This window comes from Glaciimonas sp. PCH181 (genome assembly GCF_003056055.1).
Classification (GTDB): Bacteria; Pseudomonadota; Gammaproteobacteria; order Burkholderiales; family Burkholderiaceae_D; genus Glaciimonas.
This window is the reverse complement of record NZ_PYFP01000001.1, coordinates 2,598,489-2,620,083: the sequence shown is the minus strand read 5'-3', so window position 1 is coordinate 2,620,083 and position 21,595 is coordinate 2,598,489. Positions and strand designations below refer to the sequence as shown.

At 56.6% G+C, this 21,595-nt stretch carries 19 protein-coding genes and 1 pseudogene; 10 read left to right on the top strand and 10 right to left on the bottom strand.

Going from position 1 to position 21,595, the window contains the following annotated elements:
- The first annotated feature begins 49 nt into the window (after window positions 1–49).
- Window positions 50–604: a DoxX family protein gene (locus C7W93_RS11980; protein WP_108440204.1), complete on the top strand. Its 555-nt coding sequence runs from the start codon at window positions 50–52 to the stop codon at window positions 602–604.
- 87 nt (window positions 605–691) lie between these two features.
- A complete protein-coding gene (locus C7W93_RS11975; RefSeq protein ID WP_108440203.1) occupies window positions 692–2,086 on the top strand; it encodes an MFS transporter in 1,395 nt (464 codons plus the stop codon).
- 442 nt (window positions 2,087–2,528) lie between these two features.
- Here the strand turns inward: C7W93_RS11975 and C7W93_RS11970 are convergent, their stop codons facing one another.
- Genes C7W93_RS11970 through C7W93_RS11955 form a run of 4 tightly spaced genes read right to left on the bottom strand, consistent with a single transcriptional unit; the run spans window position 2,529 to window position 6,416 of the window.
- Window positions 2,529–3,509 (bottom strand): PDR/VanB family oxidoreductase, encoded by a 981-nt coding sequence (locus C7W93_RS11970; RefSeq protein WP_108440202.1) that lies wholly within the window; start codon window positions 3,507–3,509, stop codon window positions 2,529–2,531.
- 5 nt (window positions 3,510–3,514) lie between these two features.
- Window positions 3,515–4,378 (bottom strand): fumarylacetoacetate hydrolase family protein, encoded by an 864-nt coding sequence (locus tag C7W93_RS11965; RefSeq protein ID WP_108440201.1) that lies wholly within the window; start codon window positions 4,376–4,378, stop codon window positions 3,515–3,517.
- Between the two features lie 37 nt (window positions 4,379–4,415).
- Complete coding sequence (locus C7W93_RS11960) at window positions 4,416–5,420, bottom strand: cupin domain-containing protein (protein WP_108440200.1); 1,005 nt, start codon at window positions 5,418–5,420, stop codon at window positions 4,416–4,418.
- 9 nt (window positions 5,421–5,429) lie between these two features.
- Entirely contained in the window at window positions 5,430–6,416 is a 987-nt protein-coding gene (locus C7W93_RS11955; RefSeq protein ID WP_108440641.1) for a 4,5-dihydroxyphthalate decarboxylase, read from the bottom strand.
- Between the two features lie 337 nt (window positions 6,417–6,753).
- On the opposite strand from C7W93_RS11955, the gene C7W93_RS11945 reads away from it, so the two are divergent.
- The 8 genes and pseudogenes from C7W93_RS11945 (at window position 6,754) to nadC (ending at window position 14,554) form a co-directional block, all read left to right on the top strand.
- Window positions 6,754–7,464, top strand: a complete 711-nt coding sequence (locus C7W93_RS11945; protein ID WP_108440198.1) for a TetR/AcrR family transcriptional regulator — start codon at window positions 6,754–6,756, stop codon at window positions 7,462–7,464.
- 396 nt (window positions 7,465–7,860) lie between these two features.
- Window positions 7,861–8,715, top strand: coding sequence for an alpha/beta fold hydrolase (locus C7W93_RS11940; RefSeq protein WP_108440640.1), 855 nt, complete (start codon window positions 7,861–7,863; stop codon window positions 8,713–8,715).
- A 92-nt stretch (window positions 8,716–8,807) separates the two neighbouring features.
- Complete coding sequence (locus C7W93_RS11935) at window positions 8,808–9,710, top strand: VOC family protein (protein WP_108440197.1); 903 nt, start codon at window positions 8,808–8,810, stop codon at window positions 9,708–9,710.
- A gap of 84 nt (window positions 9,711–9,794) precedes the next feature.
- Complete coding sequence (locus C7W93_RS11930; protein WP_108440196.1) at window positions 9,795–10,967, top strand: hydroxylase; 1,173 nt, start codon at window positions 9,795–9,797, stop codon at window positions 10,965–10,967.
- Between the two features lie 348 nt (window positions 10,968–11,315).
- Window positions 11,316–11,597 (top strand): annotated as a pseudogene (locus C7W93_RS25070) (transposase); the annotation flags it as partial.
- Window positions 11,598–11,634: 37 nt separating this feature from the next.
- Entirely contained in the window at window positions 11,635–12,390 is a 756-nt protein-coding gene (locus C7W93_RS11920; RefSeq protein WP_108440194.1) for an electron transfer flavoprotein subunit beta/FixA family protein, read from the top strand.
- Between the two features lie 49 nt (window positions 12,391–12,439).
- Window positions 12,440–13,369, top strand: coding sequence for an electron transfer flavoprotein subunit alpha/FixB family protein (locus tag C7W93_RS11915; protein ID WP_108440193.1), 930 nt, complete (start codon window positions 12,440–12,442; stop codon window positions 13,367–13,369).
- 327 nt (window positions 13,370–13,696) lie between these two features.
- Window positions 13,697–14,554 (top strand): carboxylating nicotinate-nucleotide diphosphorylase, encoded by an 858-nt coding sequence (gene nadC, locus C7W93_RS11910; RefSeq protein WP_108440192.1) that lies wholly within the window; start codon window positions 13,697–13,699, stop codon window positions 14,552–14,554.
- A gap of 497 nt (window positions 14,555–15,051) precedes the next feature.
- Here the strand turns inward: nadC and C7W93_RS11905 are convergent, their stop codons facing one another.
- The 6 genes from C7W93_RS11905 to glyQ all read right to left on the bottom strand — a co-directional run bounded on the left by C7W93_RS11905 (window position 15,052) and on the right by glyQ (window position 21,493).
- Entirely contained in the window at window positions 15,052–15,453 is a 402-nt protein-coding gene (locus C7W93_RS11905; RefSeq protein WP_225869878.1) for a VOC family protein, read from the bottom strand.
- A gap of 421 nt (window positions 15,454–15,874) precedes the next feature.
- Entirely contained in the window at window positions 15,875–16,819 is a 945-nt protein-coding gene (locus tag C7W93_RS11900) for a SprT family zinc-dependent metalloprotease (RefSeq protein WP_225869818.1), read from the bottom strand.
- Between the two features lie 116 nt (window positions 16,820–16,935).
- Entirely contained in the window at window positions 16,936–17,670 is a 735-nt protein-coding gene (locus C7W93_RS11895; protein WP_108440190.1) for a 1-acyl-sn-glycerol-3-phosphate acyltransferase, read from the bottom strand.
- Between the two features lie 145 nt (window positions 17,671–17,815).
- On the bottom strand, window positions 17,816–18,373 hold the full coding sequence (gmhB, locus tag C7W93_RS11890) for a D-glycero-beta-D-manno-heptose 1,7-bisphosphate 7-phosphatase (protein WP_108440638.1): 558 nt from the start codon (window positions 18,371–18,373) through the stop codon (window positions 17,816–17,818).
- Between the two features lie 19 nt (window positions 18,374–18,392).
- Window positions 18,393–20,513 carry a glycine--tRNA ligase subunit beta gene (glyS, locus tag C7W93_RS11885; RefSeq protein WP_108440189.1) on the bottom strand — a complete coding sequence of 707 codons (2,121 nt, stop codon included), beginning with the start codon at window positions 20,511–20,513 and terminating at the stop codon, window positions 18,393–18,395.
- Window positions 20,510–21,493, bottom strand: a complete 984-nt coding sequence (gene glyQ / locus C7W93_RS11880; RefSeq protein ID WP_108440188.1) for a glycine--tRNA ligase subunit alpha — start codon at window positions 21,491–21,493, stop codon at window positions 20,510–20,512. The genes glyS and glyQ overlap by 4 nt, the downstream gene beginning before the upstream one ends.
- Between the last annotated feature and the right edge of the window lie 102 nt (window positions 21,494–21,595).

Sequence of the window (21,595 nt, the reverse complement as noted above, 5' to 3'; positions counted from 1 at the left end):
TCAAGCAAAGTCCGGTCATCAAAATAACAATTATCTGGAGATAAGAATCATGGCATTTTCCAATCCCGCTGGCCTCAGCACCACCAACAAGTTCGATATCTGGTTCCTCGGTAAGCTGTTATTGATTTTTTTTCGCGTCATGCTCGGCGCCTGGATGATCGTCAGCGGCGCCAGCCACCTGCTTCCGTTGTTCGGGTTCCCGCCGATCTTTCCTCAACCGCTGGGCACCCTGCATCCATCTAACGTGATGCTCGTGTCGCTGCTCGAAGTCGGCCTGTTCGACATTGTCAAAACGGTTGAACTGGTCGTCGGCCTGTGCCTGGTATTCAATATCTTCGTTCCGCTCGCCTTGGCTGTCGCATTGCCTGTCTCGTACATGGTGTTCCATAACTCGATCGTGTTGAACGCTCGCTATGACCGAATCTTCAGCACCTTTATGGCGGTGTGGTGCCTGTACATGAATATTATTCTGGTGCTGGCGCATATCCGCTATTACCTGCCAATGTTGAAGATGAATGCCCCGATGGGCAAGCTGGAGGACTTCAAGCTGCTCCCATCGATTTTCAGCAATTCCGAACAGGAACGAAGCAATGCCGCGGATTGATCCGTGTGGCATTCTGGACGGGTATCGGCGGCACTGCTGCACGGTCCCAAAGAAGACATTTGATTAACTCAATATAGTGGAACTAACATGGCGGACTACTCCAACCCGGCTGCATTGGCCAAGAACAGGCGACGCGCCATTATTGCAAGCTACCTTGGCACGACGCTTGAGTACTACGATTTTCTTTTGTACGGCGTCGCTGCGGCAATCGCCTTCCCGCACATCTTTTTCGTTAATATGGACCCGCTGCTCGGAACGTTGTCGGCGTTCGCGACCCTGGCAGCAGGCTATTTCGCGCGCCCCTTGGGCGCGGTCGTGTTCGGGCATTACGGTGACAGGTTTGGCCGCAAGAAGATCCTGATGATGACGCTGATGATGATGGGCGGCGCGAGCGTACTTATCGGCCTATTGCCGACCTATCATCAGATAGGCATCATGGCGCCAATTCTGCTGGTGGTGCTGCGCCTAATTCAGGGCTTCGCCATCGGCGGCGAATGGGGTGGCGCTACCCTGATGTCTATGGAACACGCGAAGCCCGGGGGGCGCGGCCTGGCGGTATCGATCGTCGCCTCGGGCGGACCGAGCGGCGCCGTGCTCGGCACGCTGGTGATGATGCTGTTCTCCAAGCTGCCGAACGAAGAGTTCCTGGCCTGGGGCTGGCGCGTGCCCTTCTTGCTCAGCGCACTGCTGGTGGTGCTCGGCCTGGTCATGCGGATGCGTCTGGACGAAACACCGGAGTTCGAGGAGGCACGCAAGAGGCGTCTGGCTTCCGGCAAGAAGCCGAGCGTGCTGCCTGTGGTGACGGTCTTCCGCCACAACCGCCTGCAAGTATTGTCGGGTGTGATCGGCGGCCTGGCGCCGCTGGCATTCGCCACTTTTGCTGCAGCCTTCCTGCTCAATTACGCGGTCACTGTGGGGCATACCCGCACCAGCGCGCTGCTTGCCATGACGGTCGCCAATTTGATCCATATCTTCTCGATGCCGTGTTTTGGAGCGCTATCCGATCGCTTCGGCCGTCGCCCGCTACTGATCACCGGGGCACTCCTCGGTGCCGTGCTAATCTGGCCGATTTTCCTGCTGGTCAATGAGGGCAGCACTGGCGGCTTGATCCTGGCGTTGGTGCTTGCGCTGCCGCTGGTGCAGGCCATGATGGGTGGCCCGGTCAACACTTGGATGGGCGAGAAGTTCGCGGCCGACGTGCGCTACAGCGGCATCGCCGTGACCTTCCAATTGGCATCGACTATCGGTTCGGGCTTGGCGCCATTGATTGCATCGGGGCTACTGGCTCTGAAGGGAGGTGGCGATCCGATCTACGTCGCGACGTTCTTCGGTGGCATGTGTGTGATCAGCGCGATTGCCTTTTTCTTCAGCGCGGAGCGCTTCGACCACGAGCTGCCCCTGCACACGGCCGGCTCGGAAGAAGCGCTGGACGCTGCCCGCGAGCGATCGGAGGCCGACTCACCCAAGGCGCAAGTGGGTTAATTGGCCGATGCTGGCGCCCACAAGGCGCAGGCATTCGCAGCGAGGGCGGGCGAACTGGCGCGGACCGCAGTTCGCAACACTCTTCGGTACTGATTTAACAAGGGCCTGCAGCGTGATCGCCGCGGGCCCTTGGCGTATCTACGGCCACCGTGCAGCGCCCGTCGAAGCATCCGGCATCGGTTCGGTATCACAGCATCCCTTCACGCATCAACGCGAGCGGTTGCCATGCCCGCAGGGCTCACGCCAGCATAGGCAGGCCGCGCAAGCGCGGCAGTGGGGGGATAGTGGATGAGTACCGGCAGCGCGCGATGGCCGGCGGTTCCGCTCTGATCTGGGCGGTGATTTCGAAGGGAATGTCCGAGCGGAGAAAGAATTTTCTCCGAGGTCTTGCAGGTACGCGCTCTTGTCCTGAACCAGGCCGGCGCGCGCCAGCAATTGCCTGTTACAGGTCGAGCACCAGGCGCTCGCCTTTCGCGCGGGAGCAACAGACCATCATCGACTTGTTGCAGGCGCGCTGGGAAGCCGTGAGCACCTCGTCGCGATGATCCACTTCGCCCTCCAGCACTGCGACTTCGCAGCAGCCGCAAATGCCGGCCTCGCAGGAGGAGTCAACGGCGATGCCATTCTCGGTGAGCACTTGCAGCAAGGTTGACTCGATCGGCACGCGCAATTCGATTCCGGTACGGGCTAGCTGGACGACGAAGCTATCGCCGCTGCTGGTGACTGTCTGCGTCGGGGCGAAGCGCTCGAGGTGGACCGTCTCCGGTGCGCGTCCCGCGGCAGCGCTCTCAAAGGCAGTGAGCATCGGGCCCGGGCCACAGCAATAGAAATGCACCTCTACTGGTGCGGCCGTTACGATGGCCTCCAGGTTTAGTACCGCGTTCGCTTCTTCGTCCAAGTGCAGGTGGACACGCTCGCCAAAGCGCGACAGCTCGGGCAAGAAGGCGAGATCGGCGCGCGAGCGGCTGGCGTACCACAGCTCGAAGGATGCCCCGATGCTTTCAAGGCGCTCTGCCATGCACAAGATAGGTGTAATGCCGATACCGCCGGCGAACAGCACCGTGTGCTCAGCATTTTCCGTCAGCGGAAAATGATTGCGTGGCTGCGACAGTTCCAGGATCGTGCCGACCCGCAGCGTTTCGTGCATGTAACGCGAACCGCCGCGGCTGTTCGGGTCGAGCTTGACGCCGACCAGGTAGCGCCGCGCCGAAGCGCTCGCCTGCAGCAGCGAATAGGAGCGCGTGATTCCGTTGGCCAAGTGAACGTCGACGTGGGCTCCAGGGCCGGCCTCGGGGAGCGGTCCGCCGTCCGGGCGCACGAATTCGTACACCTGGATGTCCCTGGTCGAATAAGTGATCGACTGCAGGCGGACCTGCAGCCGGGCGTGCCCGCTAGCAGTGGAAACAGGAGAGGTCGGGGACATGGTGTTCAACCCCACGTCGACTGGACGGTGACCGTCATGGCGCCGATGTCTTCGATCTCGCAGTACATGACGTCGCCTGGCAGCACCTGGCCTACGCCAGCGCAGGTGCCGCTCATGATGATGTCGCCCGGGTGCAAGGTATAGTAGCTCGAAGCCCAGGCGATCTGCTCGGCGATGCCGATGATCATTTCGGCCGTGTTCGCCTTCTGACGCAATTCGCCGTTAACGCACAGGCTGATATCGAGCTTCTGCGCATCCGCGATGTCCTCGGCGGGTACCAGCCAGGGACCTAGCACTGCGTAGCTGTCGACCGATTTGCGCAGCGAACGGTCCTCGGGTCCGCGCACCGTCATGTCGAGTGCGATCGAATATCCCGCGACATATGACATTGCGTCCGCCTGCGACACATTTGCCGCCGTCTTGCCGATCACGACCCCGAGTTCCATTTCGTGATGGGAAAGGCGCTCCGGAAAGCGCAGCGACACGCCCTCGGCCTGGCCGACCAGGCAACTCGCGGCCTTCAGAAACAACCCTTGCTCCTTGACGCCTCCTTTGTAGCGGTCGGTAAACGTGGCCTGGTCGGCATTTGCCTCGGTCACGTGATCAATGTAGTTGACCGGCACACCGATGATCTTGCCCGGATTCGCCACCGGGCTCAGGAAGCGTACTTCCCCGATTGGTTTAGACGAGGCGGTCGGCAGCAGGCGCTCAACCGCCGCCCGTATCGTGTCGAGATGGGCAATGAGTAAGTCGCCCGGCGCAGCGGGGTAGCGTGCGGGGGGGAGAGCCTCCAGGGCCGCGCTAACGTCATAGACCTTGCCATCGACGACGGCGCCAAGTTGTTGTTGGTCGTACCAGCAGATTTTCATGATAGATCGTCTTTCATTTGAAACATGTCATGGGCGGTTAGGCTGTTTGAACTTCTTCCGTCAGCACATTGAGACGACGCAGCACATCGGCGTCGGACACGATGAACAGGCGCGCGTCTCCTTCGCTTCGGCTTGAGAACCAGTTGTGCTGCGGCACCGTGAAGGTGTCGCGCGGGCCCCAGGCGATCGACTGATCGCCGACTCGGCTTTCGCCATAGCCTTCGACCACGGTGCAAACCAGATTTGCATTGGTGCGCGTCGGCAACGTTTGTATGCCGGCGTCGAGCTGCAGCATCGAGGTTTCGAGCGATGGCAAGGCGCCGTCGCCGTTCAGGGGATTGATATAGCGTATACGGCGCGCACCGTCGGGCGAGACTGGCGCATGGGCAAGCGCCCGCACCGCGTCCGCATACGGGTAGCGAAACACCGGAGAGTGGGCGCGGCGATCGCTGATCGTGTATGGCACGATATTCGGTGAGCCGAAAGCCGCATCCATCATCGTGACCGGCGGCTCGATGACTGGGCCCGGCTGGAATATGACTGTGCCAAAATTCTGGTGCAGCGGCACGTCAAGCACGTCGAGCCAGACCACCGGTTCCGTGCCTTCGTGGCGGTGCTCGTGCCAGCACATGCCAGGCGTGAGTACCAGGTCGCCAAATTCCATCGGACATTTCTTGCCGTCGACCAGGGTGACCGCGCCCGAGCCCTCAAGCAGGAAGCGTAACGCGTTCATGGTGTGGCGGTGCGGCCGGGCCGTCTCGCCGGGTAGCAGGCATTGCAAAGCAGCGAGCACATTGCCGCAGGTGTATTCGTCGGCAAGCGACTTTGCATGCGGACTCAGCATCTGCAGCACGCGCCGCTGGACCGACGCCGGTGAAGTTTCCGCGAAGGCCAGGTCGACCAGCGGACGGGTTTCTGCCCAGTGCCAGATATAGCCGGCACTGGGGCCCGGCGGCGTCTTGTGGGCATTTGGGCTTGCCCATAACGGCGCCAGGCGCGCGGCGTGCCAACGTTCATACGACTCGGGATTGGACTGACTCATCGTGGCGCCTTACAGTTTGAAGGATTCGAAGGTGCTCGGATGGAACAGGTCTTCAGGTGTTACGAGCCGCGACGACAGCCCTTGCTGGTGGTGGTGGTCGAAGAATTTCTCCAGCACGTGGCGATTGCCGTCGATGCCGTAGGACCAGAAGTCCTCGCCCATCAAGTCGCGCGCTTCCTTCAAGCGTTCTTCCGCGAAGGGCAGGGTGATTTTGGTGGCCGAGGTGTCGCTCAGGTGTTCCAGCGCCAGGTGCTTCGATTGATTGAAGGCCTTGTAGACGGCGCCCGGCAGCCATGGATGCCGATCCGCAAGTTCGCGCCGCACGCCCATGATGTGCATGATCGGGAAGATGCGCGTGCGGCGGTAATAGTCCTGCGCCGCAGCAACCGGATCCGGGTACAGCCAGCCAATGTTCGGCGTGCCGGCCGGTACATCCGGGTGGCGTGGCGCGATATAGGCGTCAATCTCCCCTTTGGCCAACAGGCTAGAAATGGTTTCACCTTCAGGCGCGTCTTCCAGCTTGACGTTCTCCGGCAGTGTCAGCTTGATTTTTTCCGGCCGCCCCGCATGCGAAATGCCGCCGCGTACCCATGTCACGTCCGACGGCGTGATTTGATGGTCGTCCTGCAGAAAGGAGCGTACCCAGACGTTCGCAGTGAGCTGGTATTCAGGTAGTCCGATGCGGCACCCGCGCAGGTCTTCCGGCTTCTTAATGCGATCTGTGCGTACGTAAATGGCTGTGTGACGGAAGGCGCGCGACAGGAACACCGGCACCGCGACATAGGGCAGGTTGCCGGCCGCGGCCTTCACCGTGGAACTGGAGAGCGACAACTCACAGATGTCGAATTCTTCGCCGCGGAAGGCGCGGAAGAAAATTTCTTCCGGTGACAGAGTCATGAAGATCGGATTGACGCCATCGATCTGGACGGCGCCATCGATCAGGGGACGGCAGCGGTCGTAGTTACCGATGGCTACGGAGAGATTGAGCTTGTTCATGTGTTCCTTGACTAGTAAGACCTTATCGACGATCACCCCTGGCATTGCCGCTCCATGCGCAGGAAAGCCCTCTCGGGCAGGCCTGTCGTACACGGTATGCGCATCGCTGATGGATGGATGCTGCTATTTTTTGCGATCGAAGCTATTGATGCAACGCGTAAAGCTTCATTTCAGTTATGCTGCCAAGGCATGAATGGCCGGGCATCCACTCGGTGCGCCCCGGCCAGCGCCGCTCCCATCGCCGTTTCCTACGGACTTGCGCTTCGCTTGCCATTGGTTTTTTGCAATGTCTCGTGTTACCATTTTTTATTCCAGTCAGGAGAATCTTTGAACAGCCATGTCCTTAATTACTAATCGTCCCCGCCGTTCCGGGGAACACCGTACCAGCGCCGCCTCGCGCGAGCGCATTCTCGATGCCTCGTTTGAGGTCATCTGCGAAGACGGCTATAGTGGCGCGACCATGGCGAAGGTCGCAAAGAAAGCTGAGCTGCCGGTGGGAAGCGTCTATTGGCACTTCGAGAACAAGGACTTGCTGCTGGCAGCGTTGATCGAGACCAGCTTCGAGCGCTGGCACAGTCAGATCATCTCGCGCCACCAGCCGTTGCCGGGAGAGGCATTCGAGCAACATATCGAGCGCATCTTCGGCAACTCCGAAGCAGACCGTCAATATGATGCAGCTGACTTTTGGCGTCTCGGTGTCATCCTGAGTGTGGAAAAATCGGTGCGCGAGCAGGTAGCGCGCGAGCGTTTCCTGAAGATCCGGCAGATCCAGCGTGCGGAGCTCGCCTCCTGGTGGCATAAGACCGTGTCGGCGGAATTGCTCGCGCACGACCCCGATCTGCCGGAGCGCCTCAGCGGCTTTACTCTCGCGCTGCTGGACGGGAACGCGATCGCCGGCGCCTCGGGTGAAGCGATCCAGGCCTTCCGTCCGATGCTCGCATCGAGCCTGATCCACCTGGTGTCGCAGGCGACAGTCAGCTTGGCGGCGGCAACCCCGCAGCCGGCACCCGTTCCGGCCCGGAAGGCCCGGAAGGCCCGCAAGCGGTAGCCCCGACCCCGACCCCGACCCCGACCGCCAGGAGCGCGGGCGGCACCAAAGGTGCAGCGGCCCAGGCATAATTAATCAAGCTGTTTTTTTTCGCAACGCGCCTCTCCTCGCGCTATGTGAACCACAAGACCGGTGCATCTATTGCCGGCTGCTCGTCGTTCTCGTTCTCCTTCGTCCATGCGCTTTAATACCAAATCATCGCTACCCCCTTGCAAAAATAAAATATTGATTCTAGAATATATATTCAGCTATTATGTATCAAACATTCTGGTACTGCGGTGCCACGAAGAGTAAAAGGCTGTGCATGAGGTCAGTTCTACCTATCGACCAGACGGCGGGAATGGGACCCGGCAGCATAAAGTAAGCAATTGACATTAGTTCTTAATGGAGGAAGACGTGGCGATCATTACCGAAGAAAACACAAGTAAGCGCATCAAGACCAAAAGCTGGGACATCCACTATCACGAGGCAGGCGAGGGTCACCCCCTCGTCCTGGTCCACGGTGGCGGGCCCGGCGCTTCGGCCTGGAGCAACTACAACCCGAATATCGCAACCTTGGCCAAGAAATACCGCGTGCTGGCTGTTGATCTTCCAGGATGGGGTAAGTCGCAGTCGGTCACTTACGACAAGCGCGACAACAGCGGTGCGCTGGCCGAATTCCTCGAAGCACTGGGAATTCGACAGGCGGCTTTTGTCGGCAATTCGATGGGTGGCTCATCCTGCATACGCTTGGCCTATGAATGCCCCGATCTGGTATCGCACCTGATCACCATGGGATCGTCGGCCGGTGTACCGGGCATCTTTGATCCGGCTGGCCTCAGCGAAGGCGTGAAGGCATTGGAAGCGGCCTACTTAAATCCGTCCATCAATACCATGCGCAAGTTCGTCGAGGGCATGGCGTTCGACACGCGCCACGTCACCGATGAACTGCTAGCCGAGCGCGTCAAAGCGGCCTTGGCGCGCCCCGACCACATCGAAGGCTGGAAGAGTGGCCATGGCAAACCAATGGTGAAGCTCGAGCCGCTGCGCGTGGCCACCATCACTGCGCCGACCCTCTTGATGCATGGCCGCGACGACCGCACGGTCCACTTCAGTTCTTCACTGACGCTGGCCCGTTCAATCGCCGACTCGCGCGTGTACATCGTCAATCGCTGCGGCCACTGGGTCCAGCTCGAACACACGGACGAGTTCAACCGCGTGATCGATTCCTTCATCGAGAGCCGTCCGGTCGCCGTAAAGCAGGCCACCTGACGGCAGGCTGGCTTCTGTTAGCGCCTGGTAGGTTTGTTGGGACTAAATATAGATTCCAGAGCCTTGGCTAAATAAAAAATTGGAGACACCGGATGATCAAGTCGCTTGCATATCTTGGAATAAATTCCCCGCACTATAAGGAATGGGAAATCTTCGGCCCGGAAGTGCTGGGCCTGCAACATGCCGGCTATGGTCCGGACGGCGCGGTCCATCTCCGGCTAGATGAAGCCGCCCACCGCATCGCCATTCACCCTGGGGAGCGCGACGCGATCGCCTATATCGGCTGGAGCGTTAAGGACGAGGCCAGTGCGAAAACCATCACTGACCGGATTACCGCATACGGCCTCGAAGTAACGCGTTCGCGCACGCAAGAGAGTGCGCAGCGCAAGGTTGAAGGCTTCTACTGGTTTCACGATCCGTCGGGCTTTCGCCATGAGCTAAGCTGGGGCCAGTATCATACGGTCGCGCCGTTCCATCCGGGCCGGGCCTTAAAGGGCTTTCGTACTGCGGAGCAGGGTCTGGGACACATCGTGCTGGCCGTCGCCGATCTCGACGAAGGCGACCGTTTCTACCGCGAGGTACTCGGTTTCCATCAGTCCGACATCGTCAGGGATGGCCCGCTCGAGGCACATTTTTATCACATCAACGGGCGCCATCATTCGCTGGCGATCACCAGCCTGCCGACCCGCGATGTGGCCTTCCTGCACCTGATGATCGAGGCGAACTCACTTGACGACGTCGGTACTGCGCACGACATGTGCGAGCAGCGCGGCATTCCGATCACGACGACGCTGGGCCGACATAGCAACGACCAGATGATTTCCTTCTACATGTACACGCCGTCCGGTTTCCGGCTTGAATATGGCTGGGGCGGCCTGGATGTCGATCATGACCTCTGGGTGCCGCGCACCTATGACAAGCCCAGTAGCTGGGGCCATCGCCGCCAGCACCAAGAGCTGACCGCGCTGAAGATGGTCGACACGCCGTCGAGTTGACCAGGTCAGACAACAAAAGACAGGCATTCTCCCGGTTGCCTGTGCTACCGGGACCTCACAATAATCGTTAAATAGGAGTGCACCATGCATCCGGTACGAGAAACTATCATTGGCAATATCGATCGCTTCGTCAACGAAGAGGTACCCAGCAACGAGTTGGGCCGCGTAACGGACGAAGGCGCAAAACTGATACGAGAAAGCGGCCTGGTGCGCATGCTGCAGCCTAAGGAGTATGGCGGATATGAAGCTGACCCGTGCGAGTTTTACCAGTCCGTGATGGAGCTGGCATCGAAGGCGTCGTCACTCGGCTGGGTCGGCTCCGTGGTCGGCGTGCACCCGTTCCAGTTCGGTCAGGGCGATCCGCGCCTGCAGGAAGAAGTCTGGGGCGAGGACAACGATACCTGGACCGCCTCGCCATATGCTCCGATCGGCAAGGCGCGCCGCGTCGATGGTGGCTTCATTCTGAGTGGACAATGGCCGTTCTCGTCGGGTACTGACCATTGCAAGTGGGCCGTACTCGGCGGCATGGCCGAAAGCGAGACCGGGTCGCCCGGCGAGTTCACTGTTCCTTACCACTTCGTGCTACCGCGCGCTGACTACGACATCCTGCAGGACTCTTGGCAAGTGATGGGCCTGGCCGGTACCGGCAGCAAGGACCTGGTGGTGAATGAGGTCTTCGTGCCGGCCTACCGTACCTACAACGTGCAAGATCTGAACGATTGCGTGTATGCCTCGCGCAATCGTCCGGGCAGCCCGCTGTACCAGATTCCGTTCGATTTATTCTTCCCGGGAGCGATCTCGGCCGCCACAATGGGCATTGCGGCAGGAGTGGTAAACCGCTTCGCCGAATACACTGGCAGCCGTGTTACCCGCATGGGTGCCAAGCAGACGCAGAACCCGTACCATATGGCTTCGCTCGGCGCCGCCCTGGCCGACATCGATGCTTCCCGTCAGCACGTTCTCGGCGAGATCAGCGACATTTATCAGTTCGTTCTGGCCGGCGGTAAGGTCACCAAGGAAATGAAACACAAGGCCCGCGTGAACCAGGTGCGCGCCGTGCGCCGTGCCGCCGAAGCAGCCGCGTCGGTGTTTAAACACGCCGGCGGAAATGCCAGCCGCATCACCAATCCGATCCAACGGACTTGGCGCGATCTGTCGGTCGCCATGGGCCACGCCTGCAACGTCGACGATCCGGTATACGCCGCCTACGCCGGCTCGCTATACGGCGTTCCCATTCCGCGCGGTGTGATTATTTGATACGCGAATGCAGTTCATAACGGCACCTGCTACTGCGCGAATAGTCCTGCTTCTTCAAGGACTAACTGGCCGGCTGTCAAAACAGCTACGTCACCGATTCCATTATGCAATTCGGCAAGCGTCAGACCAGCCAGGTCTTGGGGCGATACGTGTGATTAACGCGGATGTCGTCGAGGGACGTAAGTTCGGCAATCGATCTTGCAGCACATACACCCGGTTCAAGCGTCGGGGGGGAGTCTGGCGTATGGCGCCGCTTGATTAACGCCGTCAGTGGTGACAGCGATTTGGAAATGCTGACGATCGACAGTACGGCGGTGCGCGCCCACCAACACGCTGCCGGCGCCTCAAAAAAAAGGCTGTCAAGCGATAGGTCGCTTGCGTGGTGAATGGACAAGTAAGATTCACGCGTTTGTCGATGCACTCGGTAATCCGAGTGCGCTGGCAGTCATTCCGCCTAAGCCCAATAGGGTGGTTCAGCGTAGTTATGATCGTCATTTGTACAAAGACCGTAATTTGGTAGAGCGCTTTTTTAATCGAATTCAACAATTCCGTCGAATCGCAACACGCTATGAAAAACTGGTTAGCAGCTCCCTGTCTTTTCCTAATCTCTTTTGCACTTATATTTGGATCGTTCGATTGTTAACAGAACCTAGAGAGGTTGAAAATAATGCTTGTATTGGTTACAGTAAAACGTGTGGTTGATTACAACGTCAAGGTCAGGATCAAAAGCGACGGCAGCGGCGTGGATATCGCCAATGTCAAAATGGCCATGAACCCGTTTGACGAAATCGCCGTGGAAGAAGCGGTCCGCTTGAAAGAAGCCGGCTCTGCCACCGAAGTCATCGCCGTCTCCTGCGGCGTCGCGCAAAGCCAGGAAACGTTACGCATGGCATTGGCCATCGGCGCCGACCGCGCCATTCTGGCAGAAGTCGATGCCGGCACCGATCTGCAGCCGCTGGCCGTAGCCAAGTTGCTCAAAGCCATCGTTGACAAAGAGCAGCCGCAACTGATCATCCTCGGCAAGCAAGCCATCGATGACGATAGCAACCAGACGGGCCAGATGCTCGCTGCTCTACTTGGCTGGCCACAAGCGACTTTTGCCTCCAAAATCACGGTCGACGGCGATAACGTTAGCGTTACGCGCGAAGTCGACGGCGGCCTGGAAACATTGTCCTTGACCTTGCCTGCCATCATCACCACCGACCTGCGCCTGAACGAGCCGCGTTACGTGACGTTACCCAACATTATGAAAGCCAAGAAAAAGACGCTTGACATCGTCAAGCCGGCCGACTTAGGCGTGGACGTGACGGCACGTCTTAAAACCCTCAAAGTCGTCGAGCCCGCCAAACGCAGCGCCGGCGTCAAAGTTCCCGATGTCGCCACACTGGTAGCAAAGCTGAAGATCGAAGCCAAGGTCATTTGACCTTCTAATCCGATCTTCGGCCCTCCTACAACAGATAAAGAGAGATCCCATGACCGCCCTAGTCATCGCCGAACACGACAACGCCAGTCTTAAAAGCAGCACCTTGAATACTGTCACCGCCGCCCGGAAAGCCGGTGGCGACGTCCATATTCTGATCGCCGGCCACAACGCCCAAGCCGCCGCTGACGCCGCTGCCAAGCTGACCGGCGTCACCAAAGTCCTGGTTGCCGACGCCCCCTACTTCGCCGACGGCCTCGCAGAGAACATCGCCGCGCAAGTCCTGGCGATTGCAAAGGATTACAGCCACATCTTGGCCCCTGCCACCGCCTATGGTAAAAACATCTTGCCGCGCGTGGCTGCTGCATTGGACGTGGCGCAAATTTCTGAAATCATCAAGGTCGACAGCTCCGACACCTTCGATCGCCCAATCTACGCCGGCAACGCCATTGCTACGGTGCAGAGCTCGGATGCCATCAAAGTCATTACCGTGCGCGGCACTGCTTTCGATGCAGCAGCCGAAGGCGGCACGGCTACGATCGAGTCGGTTTCCGCAGCAGCCGATGTGGGCCTGTCTCGTTTCGTTAGCCGCGAAATTACCAAGTCCGAACGCCCCGAACTGACAACGGCCAAGATCATCATCTCAGGAGGCCGCGGTTTCGGCTCAGCCGACAACTTCAAGATGCTGGAGCCGCTGGCTGACAAGCTGGGCGCCGCCATGGGCGCTTCGCGCGCCGCCGTCGACGCAGGTTACGTGCCCAATGACTGGCAAGTCGGCCAGACCGGCAAGATTGTCGCGCCGCAGCTATATATCGCAATCGGCATTTCTGGCGCCATCCAGCATTTGGCCGGAATGAAAGACTCCAAGGTCATCGTAGCGATCAACAAAGACCAAGAAGCACCGATCTTCAGCGTGGCTGATTATGGTCTGGTGGGCGACCTGTTTGAAATTGTGCCGCAGCTCACGGATGCGCTCGGTTAATCGACGGAAATCGGTGATCGTGCATTACTAAGCGGGCTTTGAGGTCAGACCGGCCCCCGTTCAGTCGTCGGTCGGCGGTGACATTTTTCGGGTAGCTGGACGCAGTTAGCGTACGGATCGAGGAAGATGGCAGCGTGAGGGCGGAGCGCATGGTCGTCGCTATCGACTGCGGGCAGGTCGTCAATCCCGACATTGTCGATCGGAAGGGTGGAGAGCAGGAAAGCTTGAACGAAAGCGTCTTCCGTATGATGAGGAGGAGCGATGAAATCTGGTGAGCTGCAGCAGTGAAGCGTGCACAAGATACCATTCCAACAATATTACATAAACATGGATAAGAAACTTTTCAATCAACAGGTTGAGGCGGATGTCAGGCGCGCACTTGAGGAAGACGTCGGCGGCGGGGATCTGACGGCAGCGCTTATCCCCAAGCTGCAGATAAGTCACGCGATCATTATCTGTCGTGAATCAGCGGTCATTTGCGGACGGCCTTGGGTGATGGAGACGCTCAAGCAGATCGCTCCTTCCGCAAAGGTGGACTGGTATGTTCCGGATGGACAGCAATGCGATGCTAATCAAAAAATTGCCGAGATCAGTGGAGTTGCACGCGAACTGTTAACGGCTGAACGCACCTGTTTGAATTTTCTGCAGACACTTAGCGCAGTTGCGACAAAAACTGCGAAATATGTCGATACGGTGAAGGATACGCGGGCCGCGATTCTTGATACGCGCAAAACCATTCCTGGGCTTCGTGTGGCGGAAAAATACGCGGTGCGATGCGGTGGCGGAAAAAATCACCGCATGGGACTGTATGACGCCATCCTTATCAAGGAAAACCATATTGCGGCTGCAGGTGGATTGACCGCTGCTTACCAGGCAGCATTGCGTATTGCAGATACCGTCAAGTTCATCCAGGTCGAAGTCGAAACCATCAAGCAACTCGAAGAAGCGCTGCAGGCAGGTGTGTCGATGGTACTGCTGGATAACATGTCACTTGATCAGATTCGGCAGGCGGTGAAGATTGCCGATGGACGCTGCAGCCTTGAAATCTCTGGTGGAGTGACCTTTGAAAGTCTCAGGGGGCTGGCAGAAACAGGAGTCGACCGTATTTCTGTTGGCGGTTTGATCAAGAGCATTCAGGCAGTCGACTTTTCAATGCGCTTTAATGAAGTTCCAGTGGAAAGATAGAAGCATCAAGCGGAATTTTCGTCCCGAGTTGTGCTCGCCCGAGCATTTCTACTGCCCCTAACAAGCGCGGATTGCGAGCCTTCCAATCTGCACCCCCAAACAAGAGTTTATGCATCCAGTGGGTAGTGGTGTTGGCGCCGACATGTTTTTGACCCAGACTGCCGGAAATGGTTGACCCACCCAGATGCTTGGCAAACGCAAGCACAGCGCGGAATCTGATTGGACGCGCATGGATCAGCCAGAATCAGCAACCTGGGTCAAAAACACGTCGGCGCCAACAGCCGATGGTATCGTCGCGTTTGAGTCGGTTACGGGGGAGAATGTCAGAGCGTATATTGAAGGTCTTGCGGAGTATTGAAGAATCGAAGGTAGAAGCTGCGGGACCGCGACCCGATCAGTTCAACTCAACACTCTACGCCTAGGCACGGCGGTCAGAATCCCACACGTGAGCGACGGGCTACGCCGCTCTTTTTAGACTCACCGCGCGTAGCGCCTGATCACCAAGCCCCAGTATTGGTCATCGAGGACCAGGGCTCTTGGGGTGCAAGAGGCTCACCGGACTGTAGCAGTTCAATCGATATGTTATCCGGTGATCGCACGAATGCCATATGGCCGTCCCGAGGAGGGCGATTGATCGTCACTCCATGAAAGGCTAGTCGTTGACACGTTGCATAGATATCTGGGACCTCATATGCCACATGGCCAAAATTCCGTCCGCCAGTGTACTCTTCCGGATCCCAATTGTAGGTAAGTTCCAGTTCAGCGCCCTGGTCCCCAGGTGCAGCAAGGTAGACTAAAGTGAACCGCCCTTTAGGATACTCTCGCTGGCGGACCACCTCTAAACCGAGGGCATCTCGGTAAAATCCTAAGGAGGTATCGAGATCGGCCACACGGACCATGGTGTGCAGGTATTTCATTCCGGACTCCTTTAATTATCAGCCGCTATATTAACAATTTTTTGCGAGTTCATTGTCTTGCCTGCAGCCAGCCAATCATTAACCCCTCTCGGCTGGCACCCGTGCCCGCTTCACTACTGGCAGAATCGTGCTATAGCAAATATTCTGCTACCGTTCGACGAGGAAATTCCCTCTAGTGGCCAAGTTTGATCATGTAAAGTGTTGGTGCCGGTTGAATATTCACCCAGGCTGCCGATTGTGACTGCCCCAAAGAGTCTTAAGACTGCCGTTGAATCTATAGGTTGGGCGAAGCAGTCTATAGTAGGGAAACTGAAGTCAGTCAATCCGGGTGATGCTTCGAAAACCTTTATTTTGAGGTCGCTATTTTATTGGATGTGGATAAAAATGCGCATCAAACGCAAGCCTAAAAAATTGGTAATGTTTCCTGTGCGCTATCGCGTAACGTCCTTCGGGCAGTCTCAAATTCAGGGAAAATCGACTGTACTGTAGCCCAGAAGCGCGGGCTGTGATTCATTTCGCGCAAGTGGGATAGTTCATGTGCGATCACATAATCGATGATCGGTAACGCAAAATGCATCAATCGCCAGTTCAGGCGAATTTTGCCATCGGCGGTGCATGATCCCCATTGCGTGGTGGCGGACGATAGCGCGTACGACTTATACCGGACGCCCAGCTTCTCTGCATACACTGGCAGTCGCTCGCCGAATACGCGTTTGGCCTCAAGCTGCAACCAGCCTAATACGCGATCCTTTAATTGTTCCTCGGTGGCATCGGCTGGCAGAGAAACCGTCAATGTTGCTGCGGCGGCATCAAAGGCAATCCCCGCGGTTTGCGTGGCGCGTAAGCGTAGCGTGATGTTGGCGCCCAGATAGGGCAATGCGCCTCCGTCGCGCCAGATCATTTGCGGCTGCAATCTGTGCGCCGAGCGATCGCGGTATTCATGCAGTTTGGTAAAAATCCAGCGTTTCTTCTCGCGAATAGCGCTTTCAATTTCAACCACAGTCACCCATTTTGGCGCAGTAACGCGTAAACCATCGTCATTAATCACAAAACCGATGGAGCGCCGTTTTGAGCGTAGTAGCGCATAGTCCAGCACATGGGCATCAATATGCAGCCGACGTTTGCCAGCCGCCAATGGGGCGGGTTCCTGTGGCTGATGCTGCGGTAGGGAGGATGCGGGCGGCGAAGCGATAACCGGACCGGTTGACGGCGCAGGCTGATGAGCGTTATTCGCCTCAACACTGAATAAATCCAATTGGCGGGCAAGCGGCTGCGCCGGTGAGGCCGGTCGCAGTGTTGGCCGCTGTTTAGGAGCCGCTTGTGGCGGCTTTTGTTGCAAAAATTTCAAGTTAGTGGCCGTTAGGTAACGAAATTCACGAAATAGGGCGGTGCCTATCGAAATTGCGTCTCCACATTGCCCAAAAGTATGATTTATACAATTACTACGGGATTTACGGGAGATAACTATTTCGAGTAGACATGCGGTGAAATCACACGCATTTCAGATTCTATCCAATTTTCGACTTTCTCCATCATCTCGGCGCTGTTTAGGCCTTCAGGGGAAATCGGCTTACCAATCGAGACCGTAATCATGCCCGGTTTTTTGATGAACGAATTTTTAGGCCAGCACTCGCCAGCATTAACTGCGATGGGGACGACGACGGCGTTGGTTTCAATCGCCAGCCGGGTGCCACCATGTTTGTATTTGCCTTTTTGTCCCACCGGAATCCGTGTGCCTTCTGGGAACATGATGATCCACTGTCCATCGGCCAGTCGTCTGCGTCCTTGCGTGACCACTTGGGCGAAAGCGTCGCGACCTTTGCGATCAATCGGAATCATGCGCAACAGCGCGATGCCCCAGCCGAAAAAAGGAATGTAAGTCAGCGATTTTTTGAAGACGAATACTAGCGGGCGTGGCGTCATCGGCAGCAAAAAAATGGTTTCCCATGCCGATTGATGCTTGGACAAGACGATAGCCGGTGCGTCGGGAAAGTTTTCAGCGCCTTTAATTTGGTAACGAATACCGCAGAGAACCTTTGCCAGCCAGATGATAAATACGTTCCAGCGCGAGGTCAGGTAATAACGTCTGGCATACGGAAACGGTGCGAAAAAAAGGCAGGCTATGGCCCAAATCACCGTGGCGATCGTCATGATGACAAAAAATAGTACTGATCGCACAAAAAGAGAAAACTGCAGCATACATACTCCAAGAATATTAATCGCAATCCAGGACGAGCCTCAGCGATATGCGGCATCGCATGATCAGCGTTCGGTCTTTAACTCAGCCAGAGCCTGGATAGTGGTGATGGTGCGCGCGTCTAAAAATGACGCTCAACAGTGATACTTAAACGGCGACTTCTGCCGGTTTTTTTAACAGAAAATCGACCGCCGCCGCCAAATCGGGAAATACCATCGTGCCCGGCGGCAAACCGCCTTTTGCACGGGTTTGTTCGCCCTTGCCGGTCAATACCAGAAACGGCGCGCAACCGGCCACAAAGCCAGCTTGTATATCACGCAGTGAATCGCCGACGACCGGCACACCGTTGCGCAAACTGGTCTCGAAACGTTTGGCAATATCGATGAACATTCCCGGCTTCGGTTTGCGACAGTCGCAATTGTCATCGGCGGCATGTGGACAAAAGAAAATCGCATCAATTTCTGCACCGACTAATTGCGCCGCAGTATGCATCTTTTGATGGATTTCGTTCAGCATCTGCATGTTCAGCAAACCACGCGCAATCCCGGACTGATTGGTCGCCACTACCACGCGATAACCGGCCTGATTCAAGCGTGCGATAGCCTCTAGTGAGCCCTTGATCGGCAGCCATTCATCAGGTGACTTGATGAATGCGTCGGAGTCATGATTAATTACACCGTCGCGATCAAGAATGATCAATTTTATGTTTTGGCCCATAGCGATCTCAGGCTGCTAGCTTCGAAATGTCGGCAACCTGATTCAACATCAGGTGCAGATTCGACAGCAACGCCAATCGGTTATTGCGCAACTGCACATCCTCTGCCATTACCATGACATCGTTAAAAAACGCATCCACTTCGGTACGCAAACGCGCAAGCGATTGCAGCGCCCCGGCAAAGTCGCCGTGCGCAAAAGCGCTATCGACTTGCGGTTTCAGATCAATCATGGCGGCGAACAGATTGATTTCAGCAGCATCTTGTAACAAGGTCTGTTGGACGGTGCCGGTATCGACGACATCGTTCTTTTTCAGAATGTTGGTAATGCGCTTATTTGCCGCTGCCAGTGCTTCGGCTTCAGGCAGCGCTGCAAAGGCTTGTACTGCATCAAGTCTTTCGATGATGTTGGTCAGTGTGTCTGGTTGCTGAGCGACGACTGCTTCGATCTGGTTAGGCGCATAACCGCGTTCACGCAAGATGCCACGCAAGCGGTCGTACATAAAACTCAGCACATCTGCGCTTGGATCTTTGAAATTGGTATTGTCGGCAAACGGTTGTGCTGCGCTTTGCAACAATTGTTTCAGTGATAACGGCAGGCGTTTTTCCAGCAACATTCGCAGTACACCCAACGCGTGACGACGCAGCGCAAATGGATCTTTATCGCCGGTCGGTTGCAAACCTATGCCCCAAATGCCGACCAGTGTTTCGAGTTTGTCAGCGAGGGCAATCGCGGTGCTGGTGTCGGTAGTTGGCAGCGCATCGCCTGCAAAGCGCGGTTGATAATGCTCGGAAATCGCCAGCGCAACGTCATGCGTTTCGCCGTCATGACGGGCATAGTACGTGCCCATGATGCCTTGCAGCTCAGGAAACTCGCCCACCATGTCGGTCAGCAAATCGGCTTTCGCCAGTTCTGCACCGCGTGAGGCTTGGGTTGCCAGTGAAGGATCGGTACTGAGCAGCTTGGCAATGGCGACGGCTAATGCTTGCACCCGTTGCGTGCGTTGAAACTGATTACCCAGTTTGTTGTGATACACCACATTCGCCAGCAGCGGTACGCGATCTGCCAGCGTTTTCTTCTGATCTTGCTCAAAGAAAAATTTGGCATCCGCCAGACGTGGACGCACGACGCGTTCATTGCCTTGGATGATGTGTTGCGGATCGTTGGTTTGCAGATTGGAGACGATCAGAAAGCGCGACCGTAGCTTGCCAGCAGCATCGGTGAGCGCAAAATATTTCTGATTAGTCTGCATCGTCAGAATCAGACATTCTTGCGGAACCGACAGGAATTCGTCTTCAAAATGGCAGGGATAGACGACCGGCCATTCGACCAGCGCCGTAACTTCATCCAGCAACGATTCAGGCATCAACACCAGATCGTCGCCTGCCGCGGCTAATAACGCGCTGCGGATTTGCTCTTTACGTTGATCGAAACTGGCGACAACTTTGCCTTCGCTTGCCAGCGTTTCGACGTAGCTTTCTGCATCCGCAATCGTGATCGCACCCTTAGAAAGAAAGCGATGACCGCCGGTAATCCGATCGGCGTTCAGGCCTAATAAGCGTAACGGGATCACGTCTTCGCCATGCAATGCAATCAGGCGATGTGCAGGGCGCACGAAATGGACGGTTTCGCCAGCGTGGGGGCCGTGCTGAAGCTGATAGCTCATTTGTTTCGGGATCGGCAGCTTGGCAATCGTTTCTTCCAGCACGATTTGCAAACCGGCTTCTAGCGCTGCGCCTTTTGCGGTGTAGCTATAGAAAAAACTTTCGGCTTTGCCATCGATGGCGCGTTCGAGTTGATCCGGTGTAATCAGCACGGCTTTGGTTGCAGCTGCCAGCGCGGCTAATTTCTTGATGAGCGGGACGCTCGGTTGGCCTTCTGCGTCTAGTGCAACCGATACCGGCAGCACTTTTTCGCGCATGATCTTATCCAATGACACTGCCCGCACGTGGCTGATAATCACTGCCAGACGACGCGGTGTGGCGTAAGTGGTGGCGACGGCATCGTGCGTCAAAAAATCGCGGGCTTTCAAGCCATTGAAGATACCGTTGGCAAATGCATTGCCAAGTTTTTCAAGCGCCTTCGGCGGCAATTCTTCAGTAAAAATTTCGATTAGAAGGGTGGAACTCATGCTGCTTCACTCCCTGCGCGACGTGCCACTGTCGTGGTGTACTCGTCGCCAAATTCTTTTAACAATAATGGGGCATTTTTCTCGTTCAGTTCCCACATCGGGAACCCGAGATTTTCACGCGATTCGTAATACGCTTTTGCTACTTCGCGTGAGAGATTGCGAATGCGGCCCATGTAAGCGGCCCGTTCGGTGACAGAAATCGCACCGCGTGCGTCCAGCAGATTAAAGGTGTGGGCGGCTTTCAAGACCATTTCATAGGCTGGCAGAGCTAATGGCACTGCAAGTAATTTCTTGGCTTGCGCTTCGTAGCTGCCGAATAGCGGAAACAGAAACTCGGTGTCGGCGTACTCAAAGTTGTAAGTCGATTGCTCGACCTCGTTCTGGTGGAATACATCGCCATAGCTGAGATGTTTTTTGACATCATTTTCGACCCATTCGGTCCAGACCAGATCGTAGACGTTTTCAACGCCTTGCAAATACATGGCCAGCCGCTCGATGCCGTAGGTAATTTCGCCCAATACGGGTTTGCAGTCCAGACCGCCAACTTGCTGAAAATAGGTGAATTGGGTGACTTCCATGCCGTTCAGCCAGACTTCCCAGCCCAGACCCCATGCACCCAAAGTCGGATTTTCCCAGTCATCTTCTACAAAACGCACGTCGTTTTTTTGTAAATCCAAGCCCAATGCCTCTAGCGAGCCGAGGTAAAGATCGAGAATGTTTTCTGGCGCAGGTTTCAGGACGACTTGATATTGATAGTAGTGCTGCATCCGATTCGGATTGTTGCCATAGCGACCATCTTTAGGGCGGCGGGACGGTTGTACGTAGGCAGCACGCCAAGGCTCTGGCCCGATAGCGCGCAGAAAAGTGGCCGTGTGTGAGGTGCCAGCGCCCACTTCCATATCGTACGGTTGTAACAACGCACATCCCTGAGCGCCCCAATAGTCTTGCAATTTGAGAATAATTTGTTGAAAAGTAAGCATTATTTTTTGTGCTGCTCCATGCGGTGGGGTCGATTGCTGGAAAGCAAATAGCGTTTCGCTGAAAGCAGCGATTTTAGCGGGTTTTAGTCATAAATGGCTATT